This is a genomic window from Labrys sp. WJW (genome assembly GCF_001676615.1).
GTDB classification, from domain to species: Bacteria; Pseudomonadota; Alphaproteobacteria; order Rhizobiales; family Labraceae; genus Labrys; species Labrys sedimenti.
Genome location: NZ_LYXZ01000035.1, coordinates 124757 through 137822, shown reverse-complemented (window position 1 = coordinate 137822; position 13066 = coordinate 124757). Strand labels below are relative to the sequence as shown.

15 protein-coding genes are annotated in these 13066 nt (G+C 65.5%); 10 read left to right on the top strand and 5 right to left on the bottom strand.

Going from position 1 to position 13066, the window contains the following annotated elements; all coding sequences use genetic code 11:
* The first annotated feature begins 109 nt into the window (after positions 1–109).
* On the top strand, positions 110–556 hold the full coding sequence (locus BA190_RS21375) for an NUDIX hydrolase (protein ID WP_068291823.1): 447 nt from the start codon (positions 110–112) through the stop codon (positions 554–556).
* Positions 557–587: 31 nt separating this feature from the next.
* On the opposite strand, the gene BA190_RS21370 is transcribed toward BA190_RS21375, so the two are convergent.
* On the bottom strand, positions 588–1490 hold the full coding sequence (locus BA190_RS21370; protein ID WP_068291987.1) for a LysR family transcriptional regulator: 903 nt from the start codon (positions 1488–1490) through the stop codon (positions 588–590).
* 141 nt (positions 1491–1631) lie between these two features.
* On the opposite strand from BA190_RS21370, the gene BA190_RS21365 reads away from it, so the two are divergent.
* Positions 1632–3083 (top strand): MFS transporter, encoded by a 1452-nt coding sequence (locus BA190_RS21365; RefSeq protein WP_068291820.1) that lies wholly within the window; start codon positions 1632–1634, stop codon positions 3081–3083.
* Between the two features lie 186 nt (positions 3084–3269).
* Here the strand turns inward: BA190_RS21365 and BA190_RS21360 are convergent, their stop codons facing one another.
* Positions 3270–3683 carry a VOC family protein gene (locus BA190_RS21360; protein ID WP_068291812.1) on the bottom strand — a complete coding sequence of 138 codons (414 nt, stop codon included), beginning with the start codon at positions 3681–3683 and terminating at the stop codon, positions 3270–3272.
* Between the two features lie 107 nt (positions 3684–3790).
* Between BA190_RS21360 and BA190_RS21355 the strand changes: the two genes are divergently transcribed.
* Positions 3791–4273, top strand: a complete 483-nt coding sequence (locus BA190_RS21355; protein ID WP_068291810.1) for a MarR family winged helix-turn-helix transcriptional regulator — start codon at positions 3791–3793, stop codon at positions 4271–4273.
* Positions 4274–4312: 39 nt separating this feature from the next.
* Here the strand turns inward: BA190_RS21355 and BA190_RS21350 are convergent, their stop codons facing one another.
* Positions 4313–4891: a DUF1993 domain-containing protein gene (locus BA190_RS21350; protein WP_068291807.1), complete on the bottom strand. Its 579-nt coding sequence runs from the start codon at positions 4889–4891 to the stop codon at positions 4313–4315.
* 87 nt (positions 4892–4978) lie between these two features.
* On the bottom strand, positions 4979–5995 hold the full coding sequence (locus tag BA190_RS21345) for a polyprenyl synthetase family protein (RefSeq protein WP_068291801.1): 1017 nt from the start codon (positions 5993–5995) through the stop codon (positions 4979–4981).
* A gap of 114 nt (positions 5996–6109) precedes the next feature.
* Here BA190_RS21345 and BA190_RS21340 point away from each other — a divergent pair, with 114 nt between their 5' ends.
* Together BA190_RS21340 and BA190_RS21335 are read left to right on the top strand one after the other, a co-directional pair.
* The gene (locus tag BA190_RS21340; protein ID WP_068291793.1) at positions 6110–6334 is read left to right on the top strand and encodes a DUF2007 domain-containing protein; all 225 of its coding nucleotides are present in this window, start codon (positions 6110–6112) and stop codon (positions 6332–6334) included.
* Positions 6331–7110 carry a tRNA1(Val) (adenine(37)-N6)-methyltransferase gene (locus BA190_RS21335; RefSeq protein WP_245314880.1) on the top strand — a complete coding sequence of 260 codons (780 nt, stop codon included), beginning with the start codon at positions 6331–6333 and terminating at the stop codon, positions 7108–7110. Before BA190_RS21340 ends, BA190_RS21335 begins: the two co-directional genes overlap by 4 nt.
* Positions 7111–7149: 39 nt before the next feature.
* On the opposite strand, the gene BA190_RS21330 is transcribed toward BA190_RS21335, so the two are convergent.
* The gene (locus tag BA190_RS21330; protein WP_156771630.1) at positions 7150–7932 is read right to left on the bottom strand and encodes a helix-turn-helix transcriptional regulator; all 783 of its coding nucleotides are present in this window, start codon (positions 7930–7932) and stop codon (positions 7150–7152) included.
* 193 nt (positions 7933–8125) lie between these two features.
* Here BA190_RS21330 and BA190_RS21325 point away from each other — a divergent pair, with 193 nt between their 5' ends.
* From BA190_RS21325 to BA190_RS21305, 5 genes are all read left to right on the top strand, one after another.
* Positions 8126–9214 (top strand): ABC transporter ATP-binding protein, encoded by a 1089-nt coding sequence (locus BA190_RS21325; protein WP_068291790.1) that lies wholly within the window; start codon positions 8126–8128, stop codon positions 9212–9214.
* A 48-nt stretch (positions 9215–9262) separates the two neighbouring features.
* A complete protein-coding gene (locus BA190_RS21320) occupies positions 9263–10426 on the top strand; it encodes a PotD/PotF family extracellular solute-binding protein (protein ID WP_068291787.1) in 1164 nt (387 codons plus the stop codon).
* Between the two features lie 62 nt (positions 10427–10488).
* Complete coding sequence (locus tag BA190_RS21315; RefSeq protein WP_068291978.1) at positions 10489–11349, top strand: ABC transporter permease; 861 nt, start codon at positions 10489–10491, stop codon at positions 11347–11349.
* Positions 11349–12152, top strand: coding sequence for an ABC transporter permease (locus tag BA190_RS21310; protein ID WP_068291784.1), 804 nt, complete (start codon positions 11349–11351; stop codon positions 12150–12152). Before BA190_RS21315 ends, BA190_RS21310 begins: the two co-directional genes overlap by 1 nt.
* Positions 12153–12187: 35 nt before the next feature.
* Complete coding sequence (locus tag BA190_RS21305) at positions 12188–12949, top strand: SDR family NAD(P)-dependent oxidoreductase (protein WP_068291781.1); 762 nt, start codon at positions 12188–12190, stop codon at positions 12947–12949.
* The last annotated feature ends 117 nt before the right edge of the window (positions 12950–13066 follow it).

The window sequence follows — 13066 nt, the reverse complement described above, 5'->3', positions numbered from 1 at the left end:
TCTGCCCGGCGCGTGCGCCATGTCACGGCGGCATAGCGGCATTTGGGCAAAGATATCGGCAAGTCAGTCGCGTAGGAGCCTTTGCTCCACTGAAAAGCGTGAGAGTACCATGCCGAGTACCGCCATCGACATCTTGCCCAATCCGACGCGCCGTCAGGTGGCTGCCTTGCCGCTTCGCGAAAAGGACGGCCGCATCGAGGTCTGCCTGGTGACCACCCGCACCACCCACCGCTGGACCGTGCCGAAGGGCTGGCCCATCAAGGGGCGTAAGGATCATGTCGCCGCGCGCATCGAGGCCGAGCAGGAAGCCGGGGTAACAGGCAAGCCGCGCAAGAAGGCGCTCGGCTCCTTCGTCTACTGGAAACGCCTGACCGATCGCTTCGAGCTGATCAAGGTCAATGTCTATCCCCTGCGTGTCACCGGCATGCTGCCGGCCTGGAAGGAACAGGCCGAGCGCCGCGTGCAATGGATGGGCCTCGGCGATGCTTCCATCATCGTCGACGATCCCGGCCTGGCCAAGCTGCTGTCCGGGCTGAAACCGGCCATGGCGCCCTAGGATATACCCCCTCCTGGGACCGCGGACCGACCTAAGCGGCCAGTTGCTCGATGCAGACCTTGCGGACGCAGTCCCTCAGCCAGCGATGGGCCGGGTCGGCGTCGAGCCGCGGGTGCCAGAGCAGCGAGATTGTGATCTCCGCCAGGGGAAACGGCAACGGGAAGCTGAACATGCCGGCGCGCAGGCGGCCGGTGGAACGCTCCGGCACGGTGGCGACCAAATCGGTCGCACGGGCCAGGGCCAGGGCTTCGGCAAAACCGCCGACGATCGTCGCGATGTCTGGCTCGAGCCCGAGCGCTTCGAGCCTGCCGTCGGCTGGGACCCGATAGAGGGCCCGGCGAGAAATCAGAATATGGCTTGCCTGCGCATAGCGGGCCGGCGTGATCGACCCCTCGCTCAGGGGATGGCCCATCCTGACCACGCCGACGAAACGATCGCGGAACAGGGCCTGCGCGCGCACTTCCGGCCCCATCGAATCGCCGACGACACCCGTCTCCAGATCCACGCTGCCGTCCCGCAGGGGCGTACTCTCCTTGTCGATTTTCGGCACGAAGCGCAGCGTGACCCCCGGCGCCTGTTCGCGGACATGGGCAATGAGATCAGGTCCGAAATTCTCGACGAAACCGTCCCTGTTGCGAAGAGTGAAAGTTCTCGTGAGCTTTTTCAGGTCGAGCGCTTCCACGGGACGAAGAACGCTTTCGACGGCCTGGACGAGCGGGCCGACGCGTTCGCGCAGTTCCAGGGCTCGCGGCGTCGCCACGAGGCCGCGGCCGGCCCGCACGAGCAGAGGATCGCCGGTCGTCTCGCGCAAGCGGGCCAGGGCGCGGCTCATCGCCGAGGGGCTGAGCCGCAGCCGACGGGCGGCCCGGGCGACGCTGCCTTCGGCCAGCAGGGCGTCGAGGGTGATGAGGAGATTGAAATCGGGCAGCGACATGGGCCGATCATAGCATCCGCCGGCGGTCTTGGTATGGCGTATCATGCACGAATGAAGTGCAAATGGTGCGTGTTCCGCCATCTTGGGCGCGGGCCTATCTTCCCTGGGTTCCCCCTTTGAATTGACGGAAAAACGCACCCCATGCCGAAATCAGCCACACGGGACGATGGTCGGATGCACGAACGGGCCATACCCGCGGTCCACGGCGCCCTCGCCTGCCTTGCCCTCAGCATCCTGCTGTCGTCCCTGGGTACAAGCATCGCCAATGTCGCCCTGCCGACCTTGGCCTCGGCCTTCTCGGCTTCATTCGAACAGGTGCAGTGGATCGTTCTGGCCTATCTGCTGGCCATGACCACTTTGGTCGTCAGCGCCGGGCGCCTGGGAGACATCATCGGCCGGCGCAGGCTGCTGCTGGCAGGGCTCGTCCTGTTCACATTGGCTTCCGCCTGCTGCGCGATCGCACCGACATTCGTGCTGCTGGTGGCGGCTCGCGCCGCCCAGGGCCTCGGCGCCGCCATCATGGCGGCACTCGGCATGGCCATCGTCGGCGAGGCGATTCCGAGGGAAAGGACCGGCAGCGCCATGGGGCTGCTCGGCACGATGTCTGCTGTCGGCACCGCCCTGGGGCCATCGCTCGGCGGCTTCATGATTTCCGCCTTCGGCTGGCGAAGCATCTTCCTCCTCAACATCCCCTTAGGCCTGCTGGCCTTCTATCTCGCCAGCCGTTTTCTTCCGGTCGACGGCGCGAAGTCCCGGAATGGGCGCGCGGGCTTCGACAGCGTCGGCACGCTGCTGCTGGCCGCAACGCTCGCCGCCTATGCCCTGGCCATGACCATGGGGCGCGGCGCTCCCGGCTGGATCGGCACGGGCCTCATCCTGGCCACCTTCATCGGAGGCAGCCTCTTCCTGCTGGTGAAGGCACGCATCCGCTCGCCCCTGATCCAGCTGGCAGCCTTTCGTGGTGAGGGGCTGAGCGTCAACCTGGCCACGAGCGCCCTCGTCGCGACGGTGATGATGACGACCTTCGTCGTCGGGCCGTTTTATCTCGCCCGCGTCTTCGCACTCGACGAGGCTGTGATCGGCATGGTGATGGCGGTCGGGCCTGCAATTTCCATCGTGAGCGGGGTCTTTGCCGGCCGTATCGTCGACCGCCTGGGCGCACCGCGCCTGATCCTGATCGGTCTCACCGAGATGGCGATCGGAGCCGTCCTCCTGTCCACGGCAGGCCCGGCATTCGGCGTCGCCGGCTACATTGCCGGCATCGTCGTGCTGACCCCAGGCTACCAGCTCTTCCAGGCCGCCAACAATACCGCGGTGATGGCCAGCATCCCGGCAGACCGGCGGGGCGTGACATCGGGCCTCGTCAACCTGTCGCGCAATCTGGGCCTGATAACGGGAGCCTCGGCCATGGGCGCCATCTTCCGCTTCGCCTCGGGAACGGGCGATATCGCCAAAGCTGCCCCGGAGGCCGTCACCTTCGGCATGCAGGCGACCTTCGGCACCGCGGCGTTCCTGATCGTGGTCGCGATCATCCTCGCAACCGGAACGCGCCTTCTGGCAGGCCGAGCCGGGCAGGCCCAGGACGCGCCCTGAATTATCGGCGCGCCTTGGGTCCAGCTGTTCTCCGAACGGAGAACAGCTCTGTCTTGTCGGAGCCGGGCTTGACCCGGCTATCCAGAAACCGCCTGCGTAACCCGTCCCGGGCTGGATTGCCGGGTCGAAGCCGGCAACGACAAGGTTCCTCCAGGCTCGGCGATGCCGGAATGCACCGCGTGGGCCTCAGCCCTGCTGCGCCATCGCCGCGGGGTCCATCCACACGATCTCCCAGACATTGCCGTCGGGATCCTCGACGCTGCGGCTGACCATGAAGCCGTGATCCTGCGCCGGGTTGGGATCGGCCTTTCCGCCCGCCTGCGTGGTGCGGGCCAGCGTGGCGTCCACCGCATCGCGGGTATCGACATTGAGCGCAATCAGCGCCTGGCTCCATTGGCGCGCATCGCCGATCGGGCGCTTGGTGAACTGGCCATAGCGCTCATGGGTAAGCAGCATCACCACGATCGCATCGGAGAGCATCACCGACTTGGTCTGCTCGTCGGAAAATTGCGGGTTCACCTCGCCGCCCAGGGCGACATAGAACGCAGTCGCGGCGGCAAGATCGCGCACCGGCAGATTCAAGAAAATCATCTTGGCCATCACTTCCTCCTTCACCGAATGGGCGAGTTGCCTTATTGTCTCGCTATAATGTTAGTAGACATAAAGTATCTTAATGTCAAGATACTTTATGTCGAGAGAGTCTGCCGATGGACCGTGCCGATACCGCCGTCGAACAATGGGCCCGCGAGCGACCCGACCTCCCCTCTTTGCCGATGGCGGTGTTCGGCCGCCTGTCCGACGCGTCCGAGCGTGTGCTGCGCGACCATATGAACCCGCTCTTCGCCGCCGCAGGCCTGCAGCCGGGTGAGTTCGACGTGCTGGCCACGCTGAGGCGTTCGGGCGAGCCTTACATGCTTTCGCCGACGCGGCTCTACGAAGCGGCGATGATATCCTCGGGCGGCATGACCAATCGCCTCGACAGGTTGGAGCACGCCGGCCTGGTCGAACGGCGTCCCGATCCCAACGACCGCCGCGGCAAGCTGATCGCCCTCACCGAGGCAGGCAAGGCCGTGATCGACGAGACCATCGCCCGCCATGTCGCCAATGAGGAACGGCTGCTGTCGGTGCTGACGCAGGCGGAGCAGGAGAGCCTCAATGGCTTGCTCCGGAAGTTGATCACGGCACTTTGACGAAGAGTTTTGGCGGCTCCGGAGCCTGCCGCCTCTGCTTCAACCAGGCAGCCGCAGCATCGGCGGCTGTGGTTGTGGCTGCGCCTCCGCCATCAGATTGACGCCGGCTTCATATTGATGAAAGCCGTCGAAATCGCCCTTGCCGATCGGGCAGCCGGCGAGGCGCAGCAGCGAATAGGCCATGCCGAGATGAAAGAAGAAGTTCGGCAGGGCATATTGGGTGACGAAGTCCATGGCTTTGGCTTCGAACACGGCCTGGCCGGCCTTTTCGCGCACCAGCCTGGCTTCCCCGCCGGCAAAATCACGCCGCGAGACGCTCTTGAGCCGGGTAATGGTGTTTCCCAGCAGGAGCCGAATGTCGTCGATCGATTCGATCGGGCCGTCATCGAGCATGATCGGCTGCTGCAGAACCGGATTGATGGCCCGGATGGAGAAGCCGAGCGCGATGCGAACCTGCCACTTCAAGGGAAACATGTTCGGCTGCAGAGCGAGGTTGAGGACCTCCGCCTGCTCCATGCCCTGGAGCTGGAGATGCTCGGCCGTCTTGTCGAGGATCGCGTCGAGATTGGTGAGATAGCGCAGGAAAACTGGTACGGAAACGTCGAAGAGGTCAGCCATCGGCTTGCTTCCCTGGACGGCCTCGGACCGTCCGCCTAGATACGCCTGTGGGGCTCCGCATTTGGTCGGAAAGGGGCCGGCCAGCGCTCAGTGAGCACGGCCGATACAGAACTCCACCACCTCCACGAGGGCTGATTTCATCGGGCTGTCGGCAAACAGCGCCAGGGCATCCTTGGCCATGGCGCCATAGTGACGGGCGCGCTCGATGGTATCCTCCAGCGTCTTGTGGCGGCGCATCAGGCCGATGGCGTGCTCGAGATCGGCCTCCGCGATCTCGCCGCGTTCCAGCGTCCGGCGCCAGAAATCGCGCTCGGCCTCATTGCCACGCCGGAAGGCCAGCACCACCGGCAGGGTGATCTTGCCCTCGCGGAAGTCGTCGCCGACATTCTTGCCGAGCTTGGCGTCCGAGCCACCATAATCCAGCGCATCGTCGACGAGCTGGAAGGCGATGCCGAGATTCATGCCGAAGGACCGGCAGGCGGCCTGCTCATCCTTGGGCCGCTCGGCCAGGACCGGGCCGACTTCGCAGGCGGCCGCAAAGAGCTCCGCGGTCTTGCCGCGAATCACCGCCAGATACTCGTCCTCGGTGGTCGCGGTGTTCTTGGCGGCGGCGAGCTGGGCCACTTCGCCTTCGGCGATGACGGTCGCAGCGGTCGAGAGGATATCGAGCGCCTTGAGCGAGCCGACTTCCACCATCATCTTGAAAGCCTGGCCGAGCAGGAAATCGCCGACCAGCACGCTCGCCTCATTGCCCCACAGCATGCGGGCGGCCGGCTTGCCACGCCGCATGTCGCTCTCGTCGACGACGTCGTCGTGCAAAAGCGTGGCCGTGTGCATGAACTCCACCGAGGCCGCAAGCTTGACATGGCCATCGCCCTGGTAGCGCGCGAGCTGAGCAGTCGCCAGGGTCAGGATTGGGCGCAGGCGCTTGCCTCCGGAGGAGATCAGATGGTTGGCGACTTCCGGAATCATCGTCACCTCCGATCCCGTCCGCGACAGGATGGTGGTGTTGACCCGGGCCATATCCGCCTTGGTCAGGTCGACGATCGGCTGAAGCGAGCCTTGCGACCCGGATTTGTCCTCGAATGCGACAACGACGCCCAATACATGCACTCCGTTTTGCCGGCACCATAGAAATGCGCAGCCCCGCATACAAGCTTGCTGTTGTCGCGCCAACAAGCTCGTTGCAATTGTTGCGATAATCGCAACGATTGCGGCATGGAAGAAATCGTTCGTACCAATGATCCCGTGCTGATCTCCTATATCGAGGCCTTGCTGACCGAGGCGGGCGTCGTCCATCTCGTGCTCGACACCCATATGAGCGTGCTGGAAGGCTCGCTCGGCATGATCCAGCGCCGCATCCTGGTCGACACCGACCAGAGCGTGCTGGCACGCCGACGGCTGATCGAGGCCGGCCTCGGCAAGGAGCTGCGCACGCCGTGACCGGGATCGAGAACGGCACCACGCTCTCGGCTTTTCTCGACGGCCGGCTGCAGCTCTCCCAGCCCGCCAAAGGGCACCGGGTCGGAACCGATGCCGCCTTACTGTCGGCCTGCCTCGCGCCGGCTGCCGGCGAGGTGGTCTACGACCTCGGTGCGGGTATCGGTGCCGCCGGGCTCGGCCTGGCCGTCCGCTGCCCGCAATGCCGCGTCGCCCTGGTGGAGATCGACCCCGCCATCGCCGGCCTCGCAGCCACCAATGCGGCGCGCAACGGCCTTGGCGAACGGGTGAATACGATCGAAGCCGACGTCACCCAGCGGCCTGCCAAGGGCCAGCTCTTGGTCCCCGGCACGGCAGACCATGTGATGATGAACCCGCCCTTTCATCTCCCCGGTACGGTGCGCCCAGCGCCCGATGCCTACCGCGCCGGCGCCCATGTCCATGGCGAGGACACGGAAGAGGCCTGGATCCTCTGCGCTCTCGGCCTGCTGCGTGCCAGGGGAACGCTCGCCCTCATCCACCGCGTGGATGCCCTGCCCAGGCTGCTGGCAAGCCTCGACCGGCGTTTCGGCGACATCCGGGTCAAGCCCGTGCAGCCCCGGGCCGGAACGCCGGCGACCCGCCTGCTCATCCGCGCCGTCAAGGGATCGCGCGCGCCCTTCCTCCTGCTGCCCCCCTTGATCCTGCATGGCGACGATGCAGGTTTCACCCCCGAGGCGGACGCCCTGCATCGCGGCGAAACACCGATCGATTGGCAGGACCACCCTCCTCCACGCTGACTCACTCGGGGAGCGCCTCCCCCTTCGGATGGCGGCGCTTTAGCCCGTCTCGTTCAGGAGCGCGAGGAAACGGGCGAACAGGCCGGCCTGGGAATGGATGCCGAGCTTGTGGCGGATGTTGCGGCGATGCACCTTCACCGTGCCCGTCGAGATATGCAGCAGGCGGCTGATCGAATCCGACGAATGTCCCTGCAGCACCAGATTGACGATTTCCCCCTCCCGCGCCGTCAGCGACTGGCTGGCCCAGAGCCGGGCCCGGTCGAGGTCGCTGCCCGGCAGCGGCAATGTCGTCACCCGGCTGCCGGCCTCGCCGAACTCCGGCAGGTCGCGCCAATGCTGGGCGCAGAGCGCGAGGACGATCGGGGCCAGGTCGCGCAAGCCGCGCACCTCCGCAGTGCCGAACGGTCCGGAGGCGGCCAGGCGCATCAGGGACCAGACCACCGAGGTCTGCTCGGGGAGCTGCACGAAGAAACCGACCTCCTCGGCCAACCCTGTCTGGCTGTAATAAGAGCGGAAATACTCGCTGGTATAGAAGCGGTCGGGCGCCAGCTCGCGCATGCGGCGGAAGCCCTCGCATCCCCCGATCGCGGCCCGGTGGAAGGGATCGAGCAGATAGGCGCCGTCCTGGTAGAGGGCGACGAAGACGTGGCTCTCGGCAGGCGAGAAGGTCTCGTACAGCATCGGCGGCCGCGCCGACCCGCGATAGGCGAACACCACGCTGTGATCGAAGCGCGCATGCAGACCGAGCCAGGCCAGCAGGGCGCGCTCAAAGTCCCCCGAACCGCTGCGGCCAGCCGCTTTCATCACCTCTGCCAGCGCCATGGATGCCGTCAAATTATGCCTGGAGCTGTCGATTTCTACCTCCTGTGCTGAACAAACATGCAGCATATACCCCCTGGTAGGTATATACGAGATGAAATAGGCTCTGCTAGCTTTCCTTTCGCACAAGAGCCGAAAAGCAAGAACGAAACGGCCAGAACGAAACGGCTTGCATCGACCGAGGGGACCAGCGCGGATGAACGATACGACCTCGCCCGATATCGAGTTTCGCGCCGTTGCCAAGCGCTATGGCGACGTCACGGCGGTGCATGGCATCGATCTTTCCATTCCCAGCGGCGCCTTCGTCGCGTTGCTCGGCCCCTCTGGCTGCGGCAAGACCACCTGCCTGCGCATGATCGGCGGCTTCGAACAGCCGAGCGGCGGCCAGGTGATGATCCGCGGCCAGGACATGGCCGGCACGCCGCCTTATCGCCGCCCGGTCAACATGGTCTTCCAGCAATATGCGCTGTTTCCGCATCTGAGCGTCGGCGACAACATCGCCTACGGCCTGCGACAGGCCCGCCCGCGCCTGGCTGGCTCGGAGATCGCCCGGCGTGTCGACGAGGCGCTCGCCATGGTGCGCCTCTCCGGCTATGGCCGCCGGCGCATCCACGAGCTTTCCGGCGGCCAGCAGCAGCGCGTCGCCCTGGCGCGGGCCCTGGTCAACAAGCCCGCCGTGCTGCTGCTCGACGAACCGCTGGCCGCGCTCGACAAGAAGCTGCGCACCGAGATGCAGCTCGAACTGCAGAACCTGCAGAGGTCCCTCGGCATCACCTTCGTGCTGGTCACCCACGACCAGGAAGAGGCGCTCTCGATGAGCGATCTCGTCTGCGTGATGAACAAGGGCCATATCGTCCAGACCGGCGCGCCCAGCCAGATCTATGACGATCCGGCCGATCTCTTCGTCGCCGATTTCGTCGGAAAATCCAATTTCCTCGACGGCAAGGTCACTGCGGCCGATGGCAAGGCCGCCAGCATCGTGCTGGCAGACGGCACCACGCTCCAGGCCCGCAGCCATGTCCCGCTCCGGCCCGGCCAGGCCGCACGCGTCAGCATCCGCCCCGAAGCCATGCGCCTGGAAGTCGGTGAGGGGCCGAGCCTGCGGGGCACCGTACACAACCGCATCTTTCTCGGTTCGACCGCCGAATATGCCATCGACATCAAGGACGTCGGCACGGTCCTGGTCGCCGCCGACCACCTGGCGCACGGTCCGGGCCTCAAAGGGCCCGGCGACAGCGTCTCGATCGGTTTCGCACCGGGAGCACCACTCGCCTTCGCCGCCTGAACCATCCGAAAAACCGCGCAAAGCGGCACCATCAGAGGGAAATGAGTCATGTCGAAATCCTATCGCGACGGCCTGCCGATCTCGGCCCAAGGCTTCGTTGACCACCTCCTGCGCTACCGCAAGGGCTCGATCAGCCGCCGCCACTTCCTCGGCGCGACGGGCCTGGGCTTGGCGATGGCCGTCCTCGGCCGCGAGAACGGCCTACTGCCTGCCCCCGCTTATGCCGCCGGCGAGCTCGGCGACAAGATGTCGATCGCCACCTGGCCCAATTATCACGACCCGCAGACCTTCGTGAACTTCACCAAGGCGACGGGCGTCGCCGTCGAGGTCAACGTCTTCGGCTCCAACGAGGAGATGCTGGCCAAGCTGCAGGCCGGCGCCACCGGCTGGAGCCTGTTCGTGCCGACCAACTACACCATTTCGACCTACAGGAAGCTCGGGCTGATCGACGCCATCGATCTTGCCAAGCTGCCGGCCTATAGCGCCCCGACCGAGGATGCCCGCTTCACCGCCGAAGGCACCATCGACGGCACGGTCTTTGCCGTGCCGAAGAATTGGGGCACCACCGGCTTTGCCGTGAACACCCAGAAACTCACCAAGCCGCTGGCGAGCTGGAAGGATTTCTGGGACACCGCCATGGCCGAGGGCTCCAACCGCACCATGGTGCATGACTACCAGCTCACCACCATCGGCAACGCCCTGAAATATTTCGGCTATTCCTTCAATTCGCTGAAGCAGGACGAACTCGCCAAAGCCGAGGAGCTGCTGATCAAGGCCAAGCCGCATCTCTATGCAGTGTCCTCGGACTATCAGCCGCCCATGCGCGCCAACGATGCCTGGATGACGATGTGCTGGACCAATGACGGCGCGCAGCTCAACCGCGACCTGCCCCACATCAAATACATCCTCGGCAAGGAAGGCGGCGAAATCTGGACCGATTTCTACGCCATCCCCAAGGATGCGCCCAACAAGCCAGCCGGCTATGCCCTGCTCAACTATCTGATGACGCCGGAAAATGCCGTAAAGGAGCACATCGCCAATGGCGCGCCCTGCACGGATTCGCGCGTCAACGCCCTGCTGCCCAAGGAGTTTCTCTCCAATCCCATCCTCTATCCGGCGGCCGACCTGCTGAAACCCCTGGAATTCGGGGCCGCGGCGACGCTGACCGACCCAGGGCGCGCGGAGCTGATGGCCCGCTTCAAATCGGCCTGACCGGCCTTCCCGGGCGGCCGCGTCGCGCTGCCGCCCGCCTTTCCACCGGAACCTCATCAGTGGTGTCTTCCCGCGCCCGCCGCACGCTTGTGACCACCCTGCTGCTGGCTCCGGCCAGCGCCTGGCTCGTGGTCTTCCTGGTGCTGCCCTTCGTCGCCGTCCTCGTCTTCAGCGTCGGGGAGCGGGCGCCGGAAGGCGGTTACCAGGCCGCGCTCTCCTTGGCGCAATATGCCAATCTCGGCGCGCGCTCCACTGCCTTCTGGAACACCGCGATCCTGGCGCCGGCCGGCGCCTTCGCCTGCCTGCTGGTCGCCTATCCGGTCGCCTATCACCTCGCCATCAAGGCTCCGCCGCGCTGGCGGCTGATCCTCCTGGCGCTGGTGGTCATCCCGTTCTGGACCAGCCTTTTGATGCGCTCCTATGCCTGGATGTACATCCTCGGCTCGCGCGGCATCCCGGCCCTGCTCGACCTCGTTGGCATTGCCGATGTCAGGCTGCTCAATACGCCAGGCTCGGTGCTGGTCGGCATCGTCTATGGCTATCTGCCGCTGATGATCCTGCCGATCTATGTCAGCCTCGAACGGCTCGACCGTCGCCTGCTGGAAGCCTCGGCCGACCTCGGTGCCACCCCCGTCTCGACCTTCTTCGGCGTCACGCTGCCACTGTCCCTGCCCGGCGTGATGACGGGCTTCAGCCTGGTGATGATCCTGCTGCTCGGCGAATATCTGATCCCGACCCTGCTCGGCGGCGGCAAGGTGTTCTTCATCGGCAACGCTCTGGTCGACCTCTTCCTGCAGTCACGCAACTGGCCGTTCGGCTCGGCCATCGCCGTGACGCTGGTCGTCGCTTCCGTCGTGGTGCTGCTGATCGCCAACCGCATCACCGCACGCGTCTCGGGCGCCCGGCAGGTGGACCTGATCTGATGAGAGCCTTCGTCGCCGCCGTCTTCGCCTTCCTCTATCTGCCCATCGGGCTTTTGGTGCTGTTCTCCTTCAACGCCGGCCGCAACGCCAGCGAGATCGTCGGCTTCTCGACGAAGTGGTATGGCACGGCGCTCGCCAATCCCTTCCTCACCGAGGCGCTGCGCAACAGCCTGATCGTCGCCTCCAGCAGCGCCCTGCTGGCTGCGGTCTTCGGCACGGCCGCCGCTCTCGGCCTGTCACGCGTTGGAGCCCGGACCCGCCTCGTCTTCGATGCTCTTTTCGGCGCCGCGATCGTGGTGCCCGGCGTGGTCATCGGCATCGCGACGCTGGTGGCGCTGGTGCAGGTCTTCGCCTTCGCCAACCCGTTGCTCGCGGCGATCTGGCCCGGCGATACGCCGCCCAGACTGGGCCTCGGCTATGGCTCGATCATCGCCGCGCACGGCCTGTTCTCGATGGCCCTGGTCACCATGATCGTGCGGGCCCGGCTCGGCAGCCTGAGCCGGGACCTGGTGGAGGCTTCGAGCGATCTCTATGCCACGCCCTTCACCACCTTCCGCTCCATCGTGCTGCCGCAGATCTTCCCGGCCATTCTCGCCGGATTGCTGCTGGCCTTCACCTTTTCCTTCGACGATTTCATCGTCGCCTTCTTCGTGGCAGGCCCCCAGACGACCCTGCCGATCTATGTGTTCGCCTCGATCCGCCGCGGCGTGACTCCCGAGATCAACGCCATCGCCACGCTGGTGCTGGTCGCCTCGGTGCTGATGGTGCTCCTCGCCCAGTTCCTGCTGCGCAAGCGCCGATAGCGAGCCTCGCGCCACCATTTGTTGAGTGAATCCCCATGATCCTGGAAAACCGCATCGCGATCGTCACCGGCTCCGGCTCCGGCATCGGCCAGGCCGGCGCCCTTGCCATGGCGCGCGAGGGCGCCATCGTGATCGTCGCCGACCGGGATGCCGCTGCCGGGCAAACGACGGCCGCCATGATCCAGGTGCAAGGCGGGCGCGCCGAGACTGTAACCACGGACGTGGCGGATGACGCCGCTGTGGAGCACCTGATCCACGCCACGCTCGACCGCCATGGCCGCATCGACATCCTGCACAATCACGCCGGCATCCAAGTCGGCGGGCCGCTGACGGATGTCAGCCCGGATGGCTTCGATGCGTCCTGGCGCATCAATGTCCGCGCCCATTTCCTGGCGGCGCGGCTCGCCATGCCGGCGATGATCGCGGCCGGCGGCGGCGTCATCCTCAACACCGCCTCCAATTCCGGCGTGTTCTACGACAGGGAAATGATCGCCTATGCCACCTCCAAGCACGCGGTGGTGGCGATGACGCGCCAGATGGCGCTCGACTATGCCCGGCATAAGGTGCGGGTGAACGCCCTCTGCCCCGGCTGGGTCGACACCCCCTTCAACGAGCCCTTCATTGCCCAGATGGGCGGCCGCACCGCCATCGAAGCCTATGTGCGCGACAAGATCCCGATGGGCCGCTGGGCCACGGCCGAAGAGATCGCCGAGGCCATTCTCTTCCTGGTCTCGGATCGTTCCGCCTTCATGACCGGTCAGGCCCTGGTCGTCGACGGGGGCGAGAGTATCGGCTGATACCAAGTTTCGGAGATGCCGACGTGTCAAAGCATGGCCTTCCTGCGATCGTAGGAAGGGTCAAATCAAAGACTTGGCATGAGCCGTCGCCGCCAGCTTGGGCCAACTCGTATGAAG